Raw genomic sequence first — 20,829 nt, 5'->3', positions numbered from 1 at the left:
CGGCTCCTTTCGTGACTACCCCTCGAGTATCGGGGACCGAAGGCACGCTCTCCGGCCCCGGAACCGCGACCCGTGGAGAACCGGCAAACTCCCCGCCGCGCGCAGGAGAGGCCCGGGGCGAACCCCGGGCCTCTCCTGTGCAGAGGGACTCAGCCGCGTCGCCGCCGCCAGAGCCCCGCGCCGAGGGCGCTCAGCGCGAGAGCCCCGACAGCCACCGCCAGCCAGGTCATCCCCTCGGCGCCGGTCGTGGCCAGCGCCCCGCCCGCGGCGGTCGCGGCCGCGGTGACCGTGAGATCCGCGCGGGCCAGCTCGGCGCCCTCGGTGTCCGTCGCGACGAGCGCGTGGGCACCCGCGGGCGTGGCCGCCGGGATGAGGACGGTCGCGACCGCGCCGCCGTCGGCGGCGATCGTCACCTCGCCCACGCGGACCGGCTCCGAGTGGAGCCAGAGCTGCACGACCGCCTCGGGGTCGAAGCCGCGGAGCTGCACGCGGAGGGAGTCTCCTGCCACCGCGGTGCCGACCGACGGGGTGAGGACGGCTTTCTTCGCCGGCTTCGCCTTCTTGACCTTGAGGTCCGCGCCGGCCACCTCCGCGCCGGAGGCGTCCTTGACGAGGAAGCGGTGCTTCCCGACCGTCGCATCCGCGGGGATGAGCACGCGGGTGGTCAGCGCGCCGTGCGCATCGACCGTCGCGTCCGCGAGCCGCACGCCGTCCAGCCAGAACGAGACGGCGGCGCCGGGCGCGAAGCCTGAGAGCACGGCCTCGACCGTCTCCCCTGCGCGCACGGAATCCGCGCCGAGCGCGAGCACCGGATCGGTCTCCGGGGCGCACGCCCCGAGGTCGTCCGCTGGTCGCTTCTCCGGGGCGTGCCCCGTCTGCGGGGACGTGACACCGTACACCGCCATCTCCGCCACGGCCGCGAACGGCGTGCCCGAGATCGACGAGGTCGCCGTCACCCGCACGTATCGCGCGGTCGTCGCGGCGAAGTCGACATCCTGCCACTCCGCGACGTTCTTCCACTCACCCACCGCCACGTCGGTGAAGGTCTGCCCGTCGGTGGAGACCGCGACCTGGAAGCCCTTGATGGGGCCGTTCTGGTTCGCGCCGCGCCGCAGGTAGGAGATGCCGTCGACCGTCTCCGCGGAACCGAGGTCGAACGTGAGCACGTGCGGATACCCGGGGGCGTCGCTGCTCCAGCGGCTGTGCCAGAACGTCCCGGCATTGCCGTCGAGCATGTTCGTCGCTGTGCCGTCCTCACCCGCGGTCTCCTCGGAGCTCGCGGTCGCCGTGATCTGCGCGTTCGGGATGCGGGCGCGGGAGGCCACAGCCGCCTCCTGCGCGGTCTGCACGGTCCGCACGTCGCAGTCGACGAGGTAGGTGGCCGCGATGCCGATGCTCACGGCGGAGCCCGCGGCCGACGCCGGTGCCGTCAGCAGCCAGTCCGTCGTCACGCTCTCGCCGGGGGCGACCTTCGCGAACAGGTTCGACGACCCGTCTGCGACCTCGACGGTGTAGCCCTCCGGGAGGTCGAGCTGCACGCCGACGTTCTCCGCCAGGATGTCCTCGCTGTTGGTGAAGGTCGTGGTGAACGGGGTCTGCGCCCCGGGGCTCAGGGTCACGGCCTCGCCGGAGACGGTGGCGCACGGCGTGCCACCCTCCGTCGGACCGAGGTCGGTGACCGTGAAGTCGTCGAGGACGAAGTCGACGTCCGGGCCGCCGACCCGCTCCAGACCGACCCACGTGTAGTCGCCGCACCCCACGATCACGTCCTCCTGGAACGCGGTGGTCTCCAGGGCCTGCACGACGGGGGTGCGACGCAGGGTCGTCGAGGAGATCTCCCCGTCGAGCACGGCGTCGGTGCCGGTCAGCCAGCGGTAGGCCCCGCTCGCGCCGGCCTGGTAGTCGAACCCGATGCGGTAGGTGTGCCCGGCCTGCAGCGGCACCAGCGTGGGGTCGGTCCGGTAGACGACGCCGGAGTTCTCGGAGTGGGACATCAGCGAGTGCTCACCGGTGAGGGTGGTGTCCACCGCCAGCCCCGCGAGGGCTCCGCTGTCGAACGGCTTGGCTGTGTTGCGCCAGTCGCTCGTCGTGTACGGGTCGTGCCGCCGCGAGATGCTCGTGCGGGGGTCGTCGATGCCGTTGGCGTCGCCCTTCACGAACGGGCCCCACCCGGGCTGGTTGCCCTCGAAGTCGTTCGAGTACACCGTGCCGGCCGCGGCCGGCGCCGTCGTGTCCGCCATCACCCTGGCGTTGTCGATGCGCACCGCCGCGTCGCCGGCGACCGCCGAGACCGAGACGGTCACCTCGCCGGAGGGCGGCGCCAGGAACGACACCGATCCGCGCTGGTAGTACTGTCCGGCCTTCGAGTCGGCGCGCATGTAGTTGTACGTCGGGGACAGGTTCCAGGTGCGGCTCACGACGCCGCCCCCGGTGTCGACCGCGACGCTCACGTCGCGCGTGGCCGTCGGATCGATCTGCACCTGCGCGGAGAACGCGTAGCGCTTCCCGGGGGTGAGGCCGGTGACGGTCTGCGAGATCGCGGAGGGGGACGAGCCGAAGACCGCGATGTTGTCGCCCCGTGAGGCGTTCTTCGCCGCGCCGAGGTCCGTGCGCTCGATGGTCACGTCGCCCCGGGGGTTCCAGCCGTCGAGCGCGCCCGAGTTGAACCCGGGATCGGTCAGGCCCGCGTCGCGGTACTCGATCGCCGCCCGCTGCGCTCCGCCCTGAGGCACGACGACGTAGGCCGTCCCCTTCTCACCGGACAGCGTCAGCTTGCCGTCGACCGCGGTGACGGTGCGCACCTTCTCGCGGCCCTGGTCGCCGAGCGCGAACACGTCGAAGGTCGTGTTCCCGCGGAAGGCGTCCGTGAGACCGAAGGTCTTCTCGCCGCCGGAGGCCGTGAAGAAGTACATCTTGTCCGCGTCGACGGGCGAGCCCGACTCGGCGCTCGACGGCAGCGACTGCCACGGCAGCAGGTAGGAGTCGCCCCGCAGGACGGTCGCGCCGTCCATCGTGACGACCCGCGTGCCGCCGTCGATCCGGGCCGCCACGTCGTCGGTGAAGGTCGCCTCGACCCCCGCCTCGTACGTCTGCAGGTCGAAGTGCTGCAGGAACTTCGTCGGCAGGCTCTGCGACCAGATGTTGCCGATGAAGCCGTCCCAGTTGCGGTTGCCCACCCAGCCCTCGGCGTCGACGAGACGCTGCTGGCCGAGCAGGACGTCGTCGTTCCAGACGTCCGCCTGCGCGTTCTGGATGAACCGCACCATGGTGGAGTTGATGCCCTTGTTGTCCTTACCGCCATAGGCGAGGTCGTTCGGCCAGTGCGACCAGACCGTGCTGTCGACGAACTTGTCGCCCCACTCGGTCGCGACCTCGAGATCCATGGCGTTCAGCTCGTCCGCGAGCTCCTCGGCCACCCAGCCGTTGGAGTAGTACACGTCGATGTAGACGCCGCTGAGCCCCGGCACCTCGTCCCGCAGCTGCTGGAAGCGGTCGAGCACGCGTCCGGTGCCGAGATCGGTCTGCTGGTTGATGTAGTACGACTGGTCCAGCCAGTTCCAGCCCGGCTTGTAGGGCGGTGTGCCATCGAGGATCGCCGCGTCGAACGCGTCCGCCTGCGGGTAGATCTCCGTGGCGTTGACGTGCACGCTCATGTCGGCATTGAGCTTCGCCCCCTCGTCGACGAGGCGGTTGAGGTCGGCGAGGCCGCCCGCACGCTCGTTGTAGTTCCCGCCGTAGTCGGTGTTCGCGGAGTCGTGTCCCTCGCTGCCGAAGCCCTTGTTGAGCACCCACTGCCCGAGGCCGTCGGTCTGGTTCGCGATGCGCTTGGTGTTGTCGAGCACGAGGTCGAAGTAGTTCGTGGCGCTCGAGGCGAAGTTGAACGGGATGCGGCTGACCACGCGGTCGGCCACCCGGTCGGCACCGAGGCGCGGGGCGTCGACCTCGCGGTAGCGGATCGCGGCGTCCTGCCAGTCCACGGTCTCGTCGCCGTTGCGGTCGGCGGTGAGGAGCACCGTGACCTTCGGAAGGGCGTAGGTCGTCACCCGGCTGTCGACGGCGGAGGTCGGATGGATGAGCCAGGTGTTCGAGCCGATCTCCGCGGTCCGGCCGTCGGCCGCAGTCACCCGCGTCGTGAGCCGGGTGTTCCACGAGGCGGTGCCGCCGGAGGCCTGCGTCGTCGCGTTCGTGATCACGCTGCCGGCGAGGGTCCCGTCGCCGAGGAATGCGAAGGCCGCGCCCTTCGTCCCGGTGGCCGTCGCCGCTCCCACCGCGATGTGCTCATCGGCGTTCGTGGTGCTGTTCGGGCTGATCACGGTGCGATCGAGGACGGCGCCGTCCGCGGCCGTCGCGGAGAGGAACGCGTTGTCGGGGAGCGCCAGGGTGTTCACCGCGGCGGAACCGTCCACCCCGGTCACGGTGAACTCGACCGTGCCGTTCGCCGCGACGCGGATGCTGCTGCGCACCGTGACGTCGATGCCGGTCAGGGTCGAGACGTAGTCGACGCCGCTCGCCGTCGCCGTGGAGGTGGTGGTCGACGCATAGGCGGTGCCGTTGACCGCCCAGGTGCGCGGGGAGCTCTTCTGCCCGCCGAGGCGGTCATCGCCCACGCGGTAGCCGAGGATCTGCGGGAACGCGGAGGAGACGGTGGCGGTGGTGCCGCCCGCGGCGATCTCGACGGTGTCCCCGGTCTCCGGCTGCTCCGGCGTCTCCGGCTCCGTGACGATCGGCGGGAGCTCCTCGTCGGAGAGCACCTGGATCTCACCGGCGCCGCCGCCCGTGGTGCCCTGCGCGTCGATGACGAGCAGCGCGACGTATCGGCCGTCCTTCGCGGTCTCCAGCGTGATGCGCTGCTTCTCGTCATTCGCGGTGGGCGCGTGCAGCGTCGCGGCCGCGGCGGCGGCGCCCCATCCCCCATCGGCCGGCGAGGTGCGCGCGGCGTCGGCGTCGTCCGTGACGTACACCTCGACGGTCTTCGCCGCGACGCTCTGCCCGCGCTTGACCGAGTAGTCCAGCCCCTTCACCGAGAGGGACCGCTGCAGGTCGAGGGCGATCCAGTGCGGGAAAGGCGCGTTGGACGAGTACCGCGACGTCCACTGCGTCGCATAGTCGCCGTCGAAGGCGCCGAGAGCCGTGCCGTCGAGCGAGGGCGGCGCCGGATACGGATCCGATTCGCTGGACACCGCGTGCAACCGGTACTCCGTCTGCGGGACGGGGAGGAGATCGGCGGCCTGTGCAGCGGTCGCGGGGAGGAGCGCTCCGCCGAGCGCGAGAGCCGTCGCCAGCAGGGAGCTGATGGCGACGGCGGTGCGCGGCGGTCGGGAAGGTGTCGACACGTCTTGCCTCTCGAACGGTGCGACGGCCGGAGGAAAGGACGCCCCGATGCGCCGCAGGTGGATCATCGATCGGAACCGATGTTTGCGCTATCACCGTAGAGCGAGGGTGTGGCTTAAGACAAGAGTTGAACGCGAAGTATGCGCAAACATTGGCCGAAGGTCATCACCCGCGGCCCGTGTGCGGCTCAGGAGCCGATGAACTCCTCGGTCTCCCCGAAGGACGGCGCCTCCCGGATCTCCACCGTCGCCCCGAGGCCGTCGGTGTCGAGCACCACGATCTCGTTGCGCCCGGCACGCCACAGCGGCGCGGGGGCGTAGAGCGTCTCCTGCGGACCCACGCTCCAGTAACGTCCGAGCAGGAATCCGTTCAGCCACACCATGCCCTTGCCGCCGCCGGGGAAGGCGAGCCACGCGTCCAGCGGTTCAGCGATATCGAACCCGACGACGGCGAGGCCGTCCTTTCCGCCCGACCCGGCGGCGTCCGCCGCCGGTGCCGTCTGCGGCAGGAGGCGATGCGTCCAGCCGTTCACAAGGCGGCGGCCGATCATCACACCGCGCATGATGCCCTTGCCCTCGCCGGTGTACGGCCCGTAGTTGATGCGTCCGAGGCTCTCGACGACGAGCGTCAGCCGACCGGAGCCGCCGTCCACGGGGAGAGCGAGAGACGTCTCGCCGTCCCGCTCGAGCACACCGAGGCGACGGTCGTCGAGGAAGACGACCGCGCGATCGTGCAGGCCATCGATGGTCAGTGTCGCCTCGTCGGGGAACGACACGTCGGCCTCGTAGGCGACTAGGCCGTCCTCCGCCCCGAGCTGCTCGAAGGTGAGTGGACGGGGCGAGAGCGCGCCCGCCGCAGGGGTCGCCCGGACCACGTCGAGCAGAGCCGCCCGCGGCTCCAGGGGCGCGGACGCCGCGGACTGCCGCCGCGGCTGGTCGGGGACCGGCGGCAGCTCGTCCGCGTGGAAGGGGGCGAAGAGCGCGCGAAGCGCATGGAACTTCTCCCCGAGGGTGCCGTCCTCGCCGATCGGGGCGTCGGAGTCGTAGCTGGTCACCGTGGGCTGCAGCACGAGGTCGTGGTTCGCGCCGTTCCACAGGCCGAAGTTGGTGCCCCCGTGCGCCATGTAGAGGCTGACCGAACCGCCCTCGTCGAGGAGCTCGCGGATCGTCCCGCCCATGCTGTCCGCCGACCGCACATGGTGCCGCTCGCCCCAGTGGTCGAACCAGCCGCCCCAGAGCTCGCTGCACATGAGCGCCTCCCCGTGCCGACGCAGGGAGGCCGCCACCGGCACCCCGGTGCCGAAAGTGAACGTCGTCATCGCGCCCGGCAGGCTCCCGTGCGCGATCATGTCCGGAGTGATCCCGTCGGCCGTCGTCAGCATCTCCACCATGCCCCGTCGCCGGAGCCCGTCACGCAGGTGGGCGAGGTAGGCGGCGTCGCTGCCGAACGATCCGTACTCGTTCTCGATCTGGATCGCCACGATCGGCCCGCCGTACGCGGCCTGCAGGGGCGCGAGCCGCGGAAGCAGCGCGTCGTACCAGGCATCGACGGCGGCGAGGAACGCGGGGTCGCTCGTCCGCAGCGCCGCGACCCGCCCGGTGAGCCAGAAGGGGAGACCGCCGTTGGACCACTCCGCGCAGATATAGGGGCTCGGCCGGAGGAACACGTCGAGGCCGACCTCGCCGGCCAGCCGCACGAAGCGCTCGACGTCCTGCCAGCCGTCGAAGCGGATGTCCCCTTCGACCCGTTCGTGGAAGTTCCAGGCGACATAGGTGTCGACCGTGTTCGCGCCCATCGCGGCGAGTCGGCGCAGGCGGTCCTCCCACTGGTCCGGGTGCACGCGGAAATAGTGGATCGAGCCCGACAGGATGCGGTGCGGCGCACCGTCGCGGAGGATCTCCCCGTCGCGCCAGGACAGGGCGGGGGCGCCGGGGGCAGCGGCGTCTGTCGGCGCGGCGACGGCGGTGGAGAAGCCGTCGGAAGCCGCGGCGAGAAGGTCGGACATTGCACTCCCAGCTGAATTGTTTGCGTTCACATTATCGCATCGCCGATGTCCGCGCTCCCTGGTTTTCCGCCGATGGATCGCTACCATTGGGGCATGTCCCCTCGCCGTCCGAAAGACGACCGCGCCCCCAGCCAGGTCGACGTCGCCCGCCTCGCCGGCGTCTCCACCCAGACCGTCTCGCGCGTGATGTCCGGACAGGACAACGTCCGCCCGGAGACCGCACGACGGGTTCTCGCCGCGGTCGAGGAGCTCGGCTACCGGGTGCACGCCGCCGCCGCGTCGCTCGCCTCGGGCCGCACCCGTGTGCTCGGCGTGATCGTGGTCTCGACCGATCGCTACTCCTCCGCCGCGCTCGGCGTCGGCATCCAGCAGGCCGCGGCGGCGAACGGCTACACCGTGACCACGGCGGCGGTGGCCGACCACGCCTCGGACGACGCGTTCCTCGAGGCCTTCGATCGCCTGGAGCGGCAGGGCGCGGAGGGCATCATCCTCGGTGTTCCGATCGCCCTGGACACGCCGGCGATGCGGGCGCGTACCGAACGGACGCCCGCCACCCGGAGTGAGCGCACCTCCCTCGAGGAGGACGCCCCGCTCGCGGTCGACCAGCGCGCGATCGCCCGCCTCGCCGTGGAGCATCTCCTCGACCTCGGCCACGAGACCGTGTGGCATGTCTCCGGCGACGACTACTGGACGGAGACGCAGCAGCGCAGCGAGGCCTGGGAGCAGACGCTCCGCGAGCGCGGCATCGTCCCGCCGCCCGTGATCCCGGCGGACTGGACCCCGGAGTCCGGGTACCGGGCGGGCCGCACGATCGCCGCGATCCCCGAGGCGACCGCGGTCTTCGTCAGCAGCGACGAGATGGCGTTCGGCCTCATCCGCGCCCTGCATGAGGCGGGGCGCAGCGTGCCGGAGGACATCTCCGTCGTGAGCGTCGACGACATCGCCCTCGCCGCCTACGCCTCCCCCGCCCTGACCACCGTCCGTCAGCCGTTCGAGGCCATGGGCCGCGCCGCCGCGCTGCGGCTCATCACCCAGATCGAGGGCCACGACCCGGTCGGCGAGATGCCCTCCACCGACCCGCAGCTCATCGTGCGCTCCTCGACCGCGCCGCCTCGCGTCACGCGCTGACGGCCATCGTCACCAGCGGCCGTGACGCCGCTCCCACTCGTCCTCGATCGTGCGGCGGCGACCGGCGATGATGCCCGCGGGCACCGAGACGACCAGCACCCCTGCCACCACGAGAAGCGGCACCTGCCACCCTCCGCTGGTGTCGTGGAGAAGGCCGACGAGGAGCGGGAACACCGCCGCGATCGCGTAGCCGATGCTCTGCACGAAGCCGCTGAGGGCGACCGCGCTCTCCGGCGTACGGGCCCGGATGCTCAGGAGCACGAGGCTCAGCGGGAACATGATCGCGGTGAGCCCGAAGATCGCCACCCACAGCGGCAGCGCGACGGTCGGGAAGAGCAGGAGACCGGCGAGCCCGACGAGACCGGCCACCACGGCCACGAAGAACAGCGGGCGGGTGGCCTGGAACCGCACGACGAGCACCGGCACGAGCATGGAGCAGGGCAGTCCGACGAGGGCGAAGAGCGAGAGCAGGAAGCCGGCGGTCGCCGGGGTCACGCCACCGAGGTCGACGAGGATGGTGGGCAGCCAGGCGAAGGCGACGTAGGCCATGGTCGACGACGTGCCGAACACGAGCGCGAGGGCCCACGCCAACGGCAGCCGCCAGAGCCGGCCGAAGACGCGGGGGCTCGCCGACTGCGTCGTGATCGGCCCGGTCGAGGCGGCGACCGCGTCGCGCACATCGTCCACGCCGTCGGTGGGGTCGGGAACCAGGAGCTCCGTCGGCACCGCGCGGTCGTCGCCGCGGGAGCGCACCAGCAGCGTGACCCAGGGCACGAGCGCGAGGGCGGCCACCACGCCCCACATACCCAGCGAGATCCGCCACCCGAGCGAGTCGGCGACGGGGACGGCGACCAGCGGCGGGAGGAAGGTCGAGACCGCGAGCGTCGTGGAGTATGCGGTCATCATGACGCCGAGCCGGTCGGCGAAGTACTTCTTGACCAGCGGCGGCAGCAGGACGTTGCCCGATCCCACACCGGCGAACACGACGGCGGTCGCGGCCAGCAGACTCCAGGAGTCGGGGGCGAGGCCGCGCAGCAGCATGCCCGCCGCCATCAGCACGATCGCCACGACCGCCATCCGCTCCAGCCCGAACCGGCGCTCGAACAGCGGGGTCAGCAGTCCGAACAGCGCGAAGCAGACGGGCGGAGCCGCGCCGATCAGCCCCACGATCACGGGGGCCACCGGGAAGTCCTCGGCGACGTGGTCGAGGACAGGAGAGAGCGAGGCGACCGCCGACCGCAGCGAGAACGCGACCAGCACGATCCCGATCAACGCGAGGGCGCGCCCCTGCCAGAGGGGTCGGCCCTGCGGCGAGCTCAGGGACCCGGACATCAAGAGGTCTGCGACCCCTCCACCCAGGCGAGGTACTCGTCGGTGACGGTGCCGGTGACGTAGCGGCCGTCGAAGCAGCTCATGTCGAGGTCTTCCAGTACGGAACCTTCGGTGATCGCGGCCTTCAGGTCGTCGACCTCCTGGTACACGAGGTGGTCGCAGCCCAGCTCCTCCGCGATCTCGGGGATCGTGCGGCCGTGGGCGATGAGCTCGTGCCGCGAGGGCATATTGATGCCGTACACGTGCGGGTGCCGGACGGGCGGGGCGGCGGAGGCGAAGGTCACCGAGGCGGCTCCGGCATCCCGGGCCATCTGGATGATCTCCTTCGAGGTGGTGCCGCGCACGATGGAGTCGTCGATCAGCAGCACGTTCTTGCCCTGGAACTCCGTCGACATGGCGTTGAGCTTCTGACGGACGCTCTTCTTGCGCACCGCCTGCCCCGGCATGATGAAGGTGCGGCCGACGTAGCGGTTCTTGTAGAAGCCCTCGCGGTACTCGATGCCGAGCTTGCGGGCGACCTCCATGGCCGCGGGACGGGACGAGTCGGGGATCGGCATGACCACGTCGATCTTGTCCATCGGCACGTGCTTCGCGATCGTGTCGGCGAGCTTGTCGCCCATCCGCAGGCGGGACTCGTACACCGAGATGCCGTTCATGACGGAGTCGGGACGAGCGAGGTAGACGTACTCGAAGGCGCAGGGTGCGAGGTGCGTCTCGGTGGCGCACTGCTTCGTGAACAGCTCGCCCTCGTTCGTGATGAACACGGCCTCGCCGGGCTCGACCTCGCGCACGACCTCGTAGTCGCCGTTCTCCAGCACGAGGGACTCGCTCGCCACGACCCACTCGTCCTTGCCCTCGGCTCCGGGGACCGTGGAAGGGCGGCGGCCCAGGATCAGCGGACGGATGCCGAACGGATCGCGGAACGCGAGCAGGCCGTAGTTGGCGATGACGGCGATCACCGCGTACGCGCCCTCGATGCGGTCATGCGTGCGGGCGACGGCCTCGAAGATCCGGTCCGGGTCGAGGTCGACCGTGGAGGTCGTGGCCTGCAACTCACCGGCGAGCACGTTGAGCAGCAGCTCGGTGTCGCTGGACGAGTTCAGGTGCCGACGGTCGCGCTGCGCCATGTCGGCGGCGAGCTCGCGCGTGTTCGTGAGATTGCCGTTGTGGATGAGGATGATGCCGTAGGGCGCGTTCACGTAGAACGGCTGCATCTCCTCTTCACTGGACGCGGTGCCCTTGGTGGCGTAGCGGACGTGGCCGAGACCGACGTTGCCCAGCAGTCCGCGCATGTCGCGGGTGCGGAACGCCTCGCGCACCATCCCCTGGGCCTTGGCATTGTGCATGACGCCGTTCGCCTCGGCGGTGGCGATACCCGTCGCGTCCTGCCCGCGATGCTGCAGCAGCAGGAGGGCGTCGTAGATGTCCTGATTGACCGGGGCAGAGCCCACCATTCCGACGATGCCGCACATGGGCTCTTACTTCGCTCCGTCCGCGTAGGCGCCGACGAGGCGCACTGCTCCACCATCGACGCCCTTGGCGCCCTGTTCGAATTCACCGGCCGGACGCGGGCCGAAGCCCACCGTGCCGACCTGCCAGGAGGGCATGCCCTCGGCGTTCAGCGCCGCGATCGCGGCGTCCGTCCTGTCCGCCGCCACCACGGCGAGGAATCCGATGCCGAGGTTCCAGGTGCCCTCGGCGGATTCCAGCGTGGAACCGGCGATGTCGCTCAGCACGCGGAACACCGGGCTCGGCGACCAGGTGCTGCGGTCGACCTCGACCCAGCTTCCCTGGGGGAGTACGCGCGCGAGGTTCGCCGCGATGCCGCCGCCGGTGACGTGGCTCAGCGCGTGGACCCCGCCGGAGGCCTCGATCAGGCGCAGCAGCGGCAGCGTGTAGAGGCGCGTGGGCTCGAGCAGAGCCTCGCCCCAGGTCGAACCGAAGTCTGCGGCGTTGTCGCCGTAGGAGATCCCGGCTCGGGTGATGATGTGGCGCACGAGCGAGTAGCCGTTGGAGTGCAGGCCGCTGGAGGCGACCGCGATGACCGCATCGCCGTCCTGCACGCGCTCCGCGCCGAGGATGGCGTCGGCCTCGACCACTCCCGTCGCCGCGCCGGCGACGTCGTAGTCACGAGGGCCCAGGAGACCGGGGTGCTCCGCCGTCTCGCCGCCGACGAGCGCGGTGCCCGTCGCGGCGCACGCCTCGGCGATGCCGCGCACGATGTCGGCGATCCGCTGGGGGACGACCTTGCCGCAGGCGATGTAGTCGGTCATGAACAGGGGCTTCGCGCCCACGACGACGATGTCGTCGACGACCATGCCGACCAGGTCCTGGCCGATCGTGTCGTGCTTGTCGATGGCCTGCGCGATGGCGACCTTGGTGCCGACGCCGTCGGTGCTGGTCGCGAGCAGCGGACGCCGGAAGTCGCGCAGGGCGCTGGCGTCGAACAGACCGGCGAAACCGCCGACACCGCCGAGCACCTCGGGGCCGTGCGTCGCGCGCACGGACGACTTCATCAGTTCGACGGCGAGGTCACCCGCCGCGGTGTCGACGCCGGCTTCGGAATAGGGGTTGGTGGGGGAGGCAGCCACTCGAACAGCCTACCGCCCGCGGGCGCCCCGTCGGCTCGCGGCCCGCTTCGAGCGCGGGGCGGATCGAGTGATACCGAACCGTCCTCATCTGTAGCGTAATCATCCGCGTATGTGAGAGTCTGTCGGCGAATCGGGCGGGCTCGACGACCGGGTGTCCCGGAAAGAACAGGAGACGTGGACTGTGCGCATACAGAAGAAGAGAACGGAGCGACGACGCAGGCGAAGCCGGGGCGTGGCGAGCAGCGCCGTCGCCCTCCTGGCCCTGGTCGGGCTCGCGATGCCGCCGACGGCGCAGGCGGCGGAGCTGGATGCCATCACGGCGGTGACGGTGGTGGAACCGACAGGCGGCATCCACCTGTACGACACCCTCCGACTCGAGGCCACCTGGGCCGTTCCGGACAGCGCGCAACCGGGGGACACCTTCTCGCTCGCCTTTCCCACGACGCCCCGCTTCGTCGGGGTGGCTGCGACGTTCCCCCTGCGGGACCCCGCCGGCGCGACCGTCGGCACCTGCACCGTCGCGGCGACCGCCATCGCCTGCACGCTGAGCGACTACGTCCTCACGCATGACAACGTCCACGGCACCCTGTTCTTCCAGATGAAGGCGGAGGAGACCACCGAGGAGGACACCGTGACGTTCACCACCGGGAACGGTGGTCCGATCACCGTGGAGATCCCCGGCGGCAGCGTGGGCCCCCAGCGCCCGGAGCCGGTGCCGACGGATGCGACCAAGTCGGGCGTGCAGACAACCGACGGGACGATCGAGTGGTACATCTGGGTCCCCGGACGACTGCTCGGTGGAGAACGCCCGACCCTCACGGACACCGCGACCCCGGGACTGAACCTGCTGCCCGACACCGTGGCGATCGGCTCGGTCGCGACCGACGCGTGGGCAGGCGGCCTGTTCGACGCGGCGGACTTCCAGCCGCTCTCGGCGGGGTCGGACTTCGTCCTCACGCCGGGCGACGCCGGCTCGTCGTTCACCGTGGAGCTCACGGCGCCGGCGCAGGCCGACCGCCTGTATCGGCTGTCGTATCAGACCGCGCTGCCGGCGGATGCGCACAACGGCCAGGAGTTCGCGAACACCGTCTCCGGATCGAGCGTCACCACCACCACGGCGACCGTGACCGCGAGCGTGGCGGGCGGCGACGGCGAAGGGGACGGGCGCGGCGGGTTCTCGGTCGCGAAACGGATCGTCGGCGAGGGGGCACCCCTCGTCCCGGCCGATGCGACGTTCGCCGTCGACTACTCCTACCCCATGGCGGACGGCCCGGTGACCGGCACACTCACGCTGCCCGCGGACGGAACCGCACACGCCGTCGGGCGGATCCCGGTCGGAGCGGTCGTGACGCTGTCCGAGCACCGCGCCGATGCCGTCCCCGGCGTCGTGTGGGGAAGCCCGCAGTTCACCGGCGACGGGGTGACCGCGACCGACGGAGGCGCACAGCTCACGATCAGCGCGGATTCCGTCGTGACCGTCGAGCTGCGTAACCCGACCACGCTCTCCCCGCCGTCCCCGACCACGCCGCCGGCCACGGTCGAGCCGCCCTCCCCCTCGGCTCCCGCGACGCCGCCCGCTCCCCCCTCCCGGGGCCTCGCGGCCACCGGCGGCGACGCCGGCGGCCTGATCGGACTCGCCGCCGGGGCGGTGCTGGCCCTCGCGGCGGGGGTCCTGCTCAGCCGGCGCGTCCGGACCCGCGCAGACTCCGCACCGGGACGCACCGGCATCGAGACCTGACCCGGCCCGCGGCACGCGAAGGGCCCGGTCCGACGGATCGGACCGGGCCCTTCCTGTGGCGGGTGCGCGGGGATCAGTTCCCGCCGGCGACGTTGTCGCGGGCGTCCTGCGCGCTGCTCTTGACCTCGTCGACCGCGTGGGTCGCGTCGTCACGGACGTGGGCGGCGGCACCGGCGGCCTCGTCCTTGACGGTGGCGAAGGCCTCCTGCGCCGGCTCCTTGAGATCCTGGCCGATGGTCTTGGCGACGTCGGTCGCCTCGTCGACGAGAGGCTGCGCCTTCTCCTTGATGTCCTCGGCCAGTTCCTTCTCCTTCGAGGAGGCGGGGATGACGGCGGCCACGACGAGCCCCGCAGCGAAGGCCATGAGCCCCACCGCCAGCGGATTGCCCTGCGCCTTGGCCACGGTGTGCCGTCCGGCGTCGGCGACCGAGGAGGAGGCGTCCCCCAATCGGTCCCCGGCGTCGTCGGCGGCGCCCATGACACGGTCGACCGCCGAGCGCACGGCGCCCTTCATCTTCTGCGTCTGCCGGTGCACGACCTTCGAGGGGGTGACCTTGTCGGCGAGGGCGTCGACGTCCCTGCCGAACTCCGCTCGGGTCCGCTCGATGTCGGCGCGGATCGCTTCGGGTGAATCGCTCATTTGTTCTCCTCATTCCTCTTCACCGCATCGGGGATGCGCTTGAGGCTGTCCACGGTGCGCGGAGCCCCTTCGATGCTCTTCAACTGCTTGCGTCCCATCACGAACAGGACGAGGGCGATCAGCGCCCAGATGACGGCGACGATCACGGCCGACCAGCCGAGGCCGGTGACATAGGCCCCGAGGGCCCACCAGAGGGCGACCGACAGGAAGAACACGGCCATGAGTGCGCCGTATCCCGCTCCGCCGAGCATCCCCGCCCCCCGGCCCGCGCGCGTGGCGGACTGCTTGAGCTCGGCCTTGGCGAGCTCCAGCTCCTGCCGCATGAGGGTCGACAGATCGGTGGTGACCTCGCTGAGCAGATCGCCGAGTGACGTGGTCTCGGCCTTCTGCTCCGAGGGCGTGGGGGTGGCGTCGGTCATGGTCGCCCCTCTTCGTCGGATCCGCGGGTGGCGGCGTCGGTGCGGTCGTAGAGCGGGGTGTCCCCGTCGTCGACCGTCTCGCCGCGCGGCGTGACGCCCCACGGGGCGGTGCCGGCGTCGATCCCGCTCATGCCGTCCGGCGCTCCGGGCACGGTGCCGTCGGTGGGCAGCGGCGGCTCACCGAGAGTGGTGTTCTCTGCGGTGCCCGCGCCTCCGACCACTCCCGCGGCGCCCGCGCTGCCGGGGACGGCGCCGGGCGTGGTCGCCGGGGCGACGACGGGACGCGGCGGGACCGCGGGTGCCGCCGCTCCCGCCACCGACGGGGAGCCGGAGCCCGATGCCGCGCCGGACGAGGCGGACTCCGCGGCGCCCTCGGAGAGCGCCCTGGTCAGCCGGCCGGCGACGAGACCGGCGAGTGCGGCCACCGCGATGAACGTGCCGGGCTTCGCCCGCGCGTAGGACTTCACCTCGGTGAGCAGCGACCCGGGGTCGCGGTCGCCGATCCAGCCCGCGATGCCCTGGATGCGCGTCGATGCCTGGCGCACGAGGTCGGCGGCGACACCGCCGTCGGAACGCTCCGCCATCGTGCCCAGCTCCCCGCCCACGGACCGGAGTCCGTCCGCGACGCGGCGCTGCTGCACCGCCGCCTGCTCCGACAGCTCCGTCTTGGTCTGGTGGTACAGGTCGCGCACCTGATCCTTGGCCTCGTGGGCGACCGCCCCCGCTTCGGCCTTTGCCGTCTCGACGACGTCCGCGGCCTGGCCCTTCGCCGTGTCGGCGACACCCGCGGCCTCATGCGCGGCGGTCCGGACGGCGCCCGGAGACTCGGTCGTACCGCTGCCCGCGGCACCTTCTGCATTGCTCTGCGACATCGTTCTTCCTCTCGACTCCCGCCGACGGCCGCCGACGTGTGAGCAGGTTTACCCCCGGGTGCGGCGATCACAGCGAGGGTTGACGCGGCTCGCAGTGGGCATTACCGTGCCGGGACTCCGCACGGCTGCCGCACCCGCCTACGATGGGGGCCATGGCCGACAAGCCGCAGTGGCTCATCCGCGAAGACGCGAGCGTCCCCGTGCTCGTCGCGCTCGCCCTGCGCCAGCTGCTGGGCATCAGGGCGCCCCTCGATCTGCCGTCCCTCCGCGACCTGTCCGTGCGCGCGCCCGATGCTCCGGACGCCTCCCCCGAGGTCGAGACGCAGTGGCAGGGCTACTGGGACATGACCGTGGAGCCGCGGGCCCACCACTCCGGCGTCCCGCTCGAGCTGATCGACGGTTTCGACACCCTGGTGGCCCTCCCGGCGACCGGCGCCGAAGCGCTCTCGACCGCGATCCGTCCGCATGCCGGCACTGCGCTCCGGTATGCCAACGCCGCGCACGACCGATACGTCGGGTCGATGAAGAGCCACACGGGCGGAGACGCCTATCGGGCGTACGCGAGCGCGATCGCGGAGTTCGAACGCGATATCGGACGCCGCGCGCACTCGTTCGAGCTGAACGTGCAGGTGCTGCCGCTGTCGCAGCGCGGGATCTGGTGGATCGGCGACCTCACGGTCGCGGTGACCGATGGGCTCCGCCGGGACGTCGTGGCGTTCGACTCCGCCATCCGTCCCGTGATCGCCGAGCTCGCCTAGGCGCGGTCGGTCGTCGTGTCGTCCTCGTCGATGACGGTCTCCCGGTCGACCCTCACGACGCGGTCATGGCGGCGGGCGATCCGCTCGAGAACGAGACCGGCGACGCCACCCAGCGCCAGCCCGATCGGCACGGTCCACAGCAGCAGGAAGCCGAAGACCTGACCAGGCGGGTAGACGACGTCGAGCGCCTGCGACTGCTCGAAGCTGCCGACCATCGTGAAGATGCCGGCGGCGATGATGCCCAGCACGACCCCGATGCCCATGAGCACGCCGTACCGCGGTACGCGGCGCACGGTCGCTTCGACGGTCTGGTGGGTGTCGTGGGAGGGCATGCCTCCATTGTCCCACCCTCTGCGGGCGTACGCAGCCGCACACGGAACCGCCCTCCCCGATCACCGGGGAGGGCGGTTCCGGTAGCCGCCGGACTCAGACCTCGGTCGTCGTCTCGGCCGGCTCCCCCCTCCGGGTGCGACGCACGATCAGCACGCCGCCCGTCGCGGCCAGCGCCACGACCACCAGACCGCCCACGATCCAGGGCCACACCGGAGCTTCCTCGGTGGCGACCGGCGCGCTGATCGCGGTCACCGCCGCGTCCGCCTCGGCCTCCGGCTCGGACTCCTCCTCGGCGGGAGTGCCGCAGGCGCCGTCGACCGGGATCACGGCGGAGACCGGGTCGAGCTCCTCGCCCGCCTCATACGTGCCGAACGCGGAGGCACCGGCCGCGGTCAGCGTCGTGGGAACCGCATCGAGGGTCAGCGCGCCGTCGACGACGGCGGCGTCCGCGAGGGCGAACTCGGCGAGACGCACGCCCTCTTGCGCCACCGCTTCTCCCGCCTGCGTGGTCCCGGTCACGTCGAACACGAGGTAGCCGGTGTCGCCCGTGAGCTCGACCCGCGCGTTCGCCAGCGTCGTGTTCAGCGCCCCATCGTGGCCCGTGAAGGTGATGCTGCCGCCGTAGGTGACCAGGCCCGAGCCCGCCGCGTCGTGCAGCGAACCGGTGCCGTTCGACCACACGAAGGCGGGGTACTCGTAGGCCACGTCGGTGAGCGTCCAGCCGCCCCGCGCGATGCCCTCGATGTACGTGCGGAACGACTCCTTGTAGCCCCAGTGCAGGGTCGCCCCCTCGACCGTGCACACGCCGATCTCCGTGGTCGCTCTGGCGAGCGTGAACGCGAGACCGCGATCGACCGAGCCCTGGAAGGTGAGCGTGTGCTCGCCGTCCGCGAGTGTGGCCGGGAGGGCACCCGACCACGTCGCGACGCCCGCCGCGTCGGCCGTCACCGTGCCGAGCAGCACCGGGGTCGAGTACACGACGACCTTGATGCCCTCCTCGTTCGCACGGAAGCCGGAGGCGGAGACCGTGGCCGTCTTCCCGGCGGCGAGCGCGGCGAGGTTCTCCTCGTCGACCTCGATGCCGGCCGCCGTCGGCGCGGTCGTCGGGAGCGTGGCCTTCGGGACGACCGCGGCCGCCGCGACCGTTCCCGTCGTACCCGACGGAGCGGCGGCGACGGAGCCGATCGTGAACGAGACGGGGTTGAGCGTGGTGCCGTACCCCGAGAGGACGCGGTCGCGTCCGGCATCCGTGAGGGCGGCGGGTGCCGCCGTGTAGGTGACGGCGCCACCGGCCGTCGTGCGGACGGCGCGGGAGAGGTCGAGGGTCGCGAACGGCACCTGCGCACCCCCGCTCGTCACGAACAGCGTGGCGGAGGACGCCGAGGTGATCCGGATCATCGGATCGGCGACCGTGACGTCGAGCACCCCGTGGTGGCCGGTGAAGCGCACGGCACCGCGGTAGACGACACTGCCGCGTCCGGAAGCCGCGTCGAAGTCGCCGCCCACGGTCTGCCCGAACTGGAACTGGCCGCCGGACCGGGTGGCGCCACCGGACACGGCGATCGCGCCCTGGGCGATCGGGCCGGTGATGTAGTTCGTGAACGAGGACGAGATGGCCCAGCGCAGCGACCCGCCTGGGACGGTCGCGGCCGGCTTCGTCGGCGTCACCGGGGGCTTCGGCGTGACCGGGGGCTTCGGCTCGGTCGGCTTCTCGCCGAGCAGTGCGCGCCACTGCGCGTCGGTGATCGTGACCGCTGCGCGCGCGTAGATGGTGTCGGCGGTCGGCATCGTGTGCTGCTGCCACACGATCGCCTCGTATGTCTTCGTCCGGTCGAGGTTCTTCGCCGCCGCGTTCAGGTCGACGGCGAAGACTCCGAAGCCGATGTTCCGGACGTACTGCATGGCGAGGAAGCCGCCGCCGGCGGTCACGTCGGACTCCGTCCCCGCCTCGATGAGCGCCACGTAGGCGCCGGTGACCGCGCCGAGGTCGGCGGCAGTGACCTTCACCGTGAGCCCGTCCGCGGCGGTGGCGCCGGTGACGGCGGTCGTGACCGACGGTCCGGAGGAGGGCAGCAAGGCGTTCCACTGCGCGTCGGTGACCGTGACGGTGGAGCGCGCGTAGATGGTGTCCGCGGTCGGCATCGTGTGCTGCTGCCACACGATCACCTCGTACGTCTTCGAGCGGTCCAGAGCACTCGCCGCCGCGGTCAGGTCGACGCTGAAGCCGCCGCCGGTGATGCCGCGCACGTACTGCATCGCGAGGAAGCCGCCTCCGGCGGTGACGTCGGCCTCCGTACCCTTCTCGATCAGCGCGGCGTAGGCACCGGTGACGGCACCGAGCTTCGTCGCCGCGGCCGTGACCGTGAGGCCGTCCTCGGCCGTCGCCGCGGTCACGGTGGTCGTCAGCCCCGAGGCGAGGCGGTAGTCCAGAGCGACGCTGCGCTCCTGGTCGGCGTTGACGACACCGCCTGCCGGGTAGGTGTACACGCCGTAGGAGCCGGGCGTCGCCGGGGTGTCCTTGAGCGTGAGCGTGACCTGGAACGAGCCGTCGGGCGAGATGTCCACCCACTGTGCGCGGATCGCACCCTGGTACTGCGTCGGGACCTGGGTCAGCACATCCTCGGCGAGCGCCCAGGCCTGAGCACCGACCGAACGCGCCGAGGACGGCGCCCCCTGCGAGGGCTGCCACGTCGCGGCGAAGTTGCCGAAGACCACATAGGCGCCCTGGGGCAGGTTCGACGGGATCGGGACGCCGCGTCCGCCGACGTTCGCGGTCGGGTCGTATCCGGTGCCCTTGACGACGATCTCGTCGCCGGCCTGGAGGCGAGCGCCCGCAGCGGGCGTCGTGCCGTCGGCGAGGAACACCTCGATGGCGGCTTCGGCGGGCGCCGGCTCGGTCTCGCCCGGGGCCGTCTCCCCGGGCTCCGTCTCCCCGGGCTCGGCCTCCCCGGGCTCGGTCTCCCCGGGCTCGGTCTCCCCGGGCTCGGTCTCTCCGGGCTCCGTCTCGCCGGGAGTCGTCTCCCCCGGCTCCGTCTCGCCTGGAGTCGTCTCTCCCGGCTCCGTCTCACCCGGCTCGACGGGCGTCGTTCCGAAGACCGTGTCCCACTGCGCAGCTGTCACCGTGACGTCGCCGCGGCCGTAGATCGTGGCGGCTGTCGGCGCGGTGTGCTGCTGCCAGACGAGCACCTCGTACGTCTTCGTCCGGTCCAGGGACGCCACGGGCGCCTGCAGCGTGAAGGACGCGGCCCCCTGCTGCACGCTCGGGAAGGGCAGCGCGAACGCGGCGTAGCCACCACCGGCGGAGATGCCGCTCTCGGTGCCCGACACGATCAGTGCGGCATAGACGCCCGTCACGTCGGGCAGGCCCTCGGCCCGCACCTGCACGGTGAGGCCGCTGGTGTCGGCGGACGACACCGCCGCGGTGACGGTCGCCGCAGCCGCGTGGGCCGGTGGGCTGACCATCGCCCCGGCGGCGACGAGGACGAAGGAGACGAGGGCGGCGAGCAGGACACGCAGGCGTGTGCTCGCTGAGGGCGTATGTGCTGTGGCGTTCACGGTTCTCCGCGGCGCGCCGGGCGCGATCGATCGCGCGCCCCTGCGGCGCCGCACGGCAGTCGGGCGAGGGTGGACTTTGGTTAGGCTTGGCTAAGCAAGCCGCCGATCCCGAGCGTAGAGGGGCGCC

General features: G+C 71.6%; 13 protein-coding genes. 3 read left to right on the top strand and 10 right to left on the bottom strand.

Annotation, left to right across the window (positions count from 1 at the left end; genetic code table 11):
- Window positions 1–149: 149 nt before the first annotated feature.
- Both IZR02_RS02070 and IZR02_RS02065 read right to left on the bottom strand, forming a co-directional pair.
- On the bottom strand, window positions 150–5,333 hold the full coding sequence (locus IZR02_RS02070) for an endo-alpha-N-acetylgalactosaminidase family protein (protein WP_025104710.1): 5,184 nt from the start codon (window positions 5,331–5,333) through the stop codon (window positions 150–152).
- A gap of 185 nt (window positions 5,334–5,518) precedes the next feature.
- Window positions 5,519–7,336, bottom strand: coding sequence for a glycoside hydrolase family 35 protein (locus IZR02_RS02065; protein WP_025104711.1), 1,818 nt, complete (start codon window positions 7,334–7,336; stop codon window positions 5,519–5,521).
- A 93-nt stretch (window positions 7,337–7,429) separates the two neighbouring features.
- On the opposite strand from IZR02_RS02065, the gene IZR02_RS02060 reads away from it, so the two are divergent.
- Window positions 7,430–8,464: a LacI family DNA-binding transcriptional regulator gene (locus IZR02_RS02060; protein WP_025104712.1), complete on the top strand. Its 1,035-nt coding sequence runs from the start codon at window positions 7,430–7,432 to the stop codon at window positions 8,462–8,464.
- Between the two features lie 9 nt (window positions 8,465–8,473).
- On the opposite strand, the gene IZR02_RS02055 is transcribed toward IZR02_RS02060, so the two are convergent.
- From IZR02_RS02055 to purM, 3 genes are read right to left on the bottom strand one after another with little or no spacing between them, the layout of a single operon-like run.
- A complete protein-coding gene (locus IZR02_RS02055) occupies window positions 8,474–9,796 on the bottom strand; it encodes an MFS transporter (protein WP_029989706.1) in 1,323 nt (440 codons plus the stop codon).
- Window positions 9,796–11,268 (bottom strand): amidophosphoribosyltransferase, encoded by a 1,473-nt coding sequence (gene purF, locus IZR02_RS02050; RefSeq protein WP_025104714.1) that lies wholly within the window; start codon window positions 11,266–11,268, stop codon window positions 9,796–9,798. The genes IZR02_RS02055 and purF overlap by 1 nt, the downstream gene beginning before the upstream one ends.
- A gap of 6 nt (window positions 11,269–11,274) precedes the next feature.
- Window positions 11,275–12,387 carry a phosphoribosylformylglycinamidine cyclo-ligase gene (purM, locus tag IZR02_RS02045; RefSeq protein WP_025104715.1) on the bottom strand — a complete coding sequence of 371 codons (1,113 nt, stop codon included), beginning with the start codon at window positions 12,385–12,387 and terminating at the stop codon, window positions 11,275–11,277.
- 232 nt (window positions 12,388–12,619) lie between these two features.
- Between purM and IZR02_RS02040 the strand changes: the two genes are divergently transcribed.
- Window positions 12,620–14,125, top strand: a complete 1,506-nt coding sequence (locus tag IZR02_RS02040) for a DUF5979 domain-containing protein (RefSeq protein ID WP_025104716.1) — start codon at window positions 12,620–12,622, stop codon at window positions 14,123–14,125.
- 73 nt (window positions 14,126–14,198) lie between these two features.
- On the opposite strand, the gene IZR02_RS02035 is transcribed toward IZR02_RS02040, so the two are convergent.
- From IZR02_RS02035 to IZR02_RS02025, 3 genes are read right to left on the bottom strand one after another with little or no spacing between them, the layout of a single operon-like run.
- Window positions 14,199–14,765, bottom strand: a complete 567-nt coding sequence (locus IZR02_RS02035) for a DUF3618 domain-containing protein (RefSeq protein ID WP_025104717.1) — start codon at window positions 14,763–14,765, stop codon at window positions 14,199–14,201.
- Entirely contained in the window at window positions 14,762–15,184 is a 423-nt protein-coding gene (locus IZR02_RS02030; RefSeq protein ID WP_025104718.1) for a phage holin family protein, read from the bottom strand. The genes IZR02_RS02035 and IZR02_RS02030 overlap by 4 nt, the downstream gene beginning before the upstream one ends.
- Entirely contained in the window at window positions 15,181–16,056 is an 876-nt protein-coding gene (locus IZR02_RS02025) for a hypothetical protein (RefSeq protein WP_025104719.1), read from the bottom strand. The genes IZR02_RS02030 and IZR02_RS02025 overlap by 4 nt, the downstream gene beginning before the upstream one ends.
- Window positions 16,057–16,208: 152 nt before the next feature.
- Between IZR02_RS02025 and IZR02_RS02020 the strand changes: the two genes are divergently transcribed.
- Window positions 16,209–16,814, top strand: a complete 606-nt coding sequence (locus IZR02_RS02020) for a hypothetical protein (protein WP_029989711.1) — start codon at window positions 16,209–16,211, stop codon at window positions 16,812–16,814.
- Here IZR02_RS02020 and IZR02_RS02015 read toward each other — a convergent pair.
- Together IZR02_RS02015 and IZR02_RS02010 are read right to left on the bottom strand one after the other, a co-directional pair.
- Window positions 16,811–17,146, bottom strand: a complete 336-nt coding sequence (locus tag IZR02_RS02015; protein WP_025104721.1) for a hypothetical protein — start codon at window positions 17,144–17,146, stop codon at window positions 16,811–16,813. The genes IZR02_RS02020 and IZR02_RS02015 overlap by 4 nt on opposite strands.
- A 94-nt stretch (window positions 17,147–17,240) precedes the next feature.
- Window positions 17,241–20,702: an HtaA domain-containing protein gene (locus IZR02_RS02010; RefSeq protein ID WP_025104722.1), complete on the bottom strand. Its 3,462-nt coding sequence runs from the start codon at window positions 20,700–20,702 to the stop codon at window positions 17,241–17,243.
- Window positions 20,703–20,829: the final 127 nt, after the last annotated feature.

This window comes from Microbacterium paraoxydans (genome assembly GCF_019056515.1).
Classification (GTDB): Bacteria; Actinomycetota; Actinomycetes; order Actinomycetales; family Microbacteriaceae; genus Microbacterium.
This window is presented reverse-complemented; position numbering and strand designations above follow the sequence as displayed.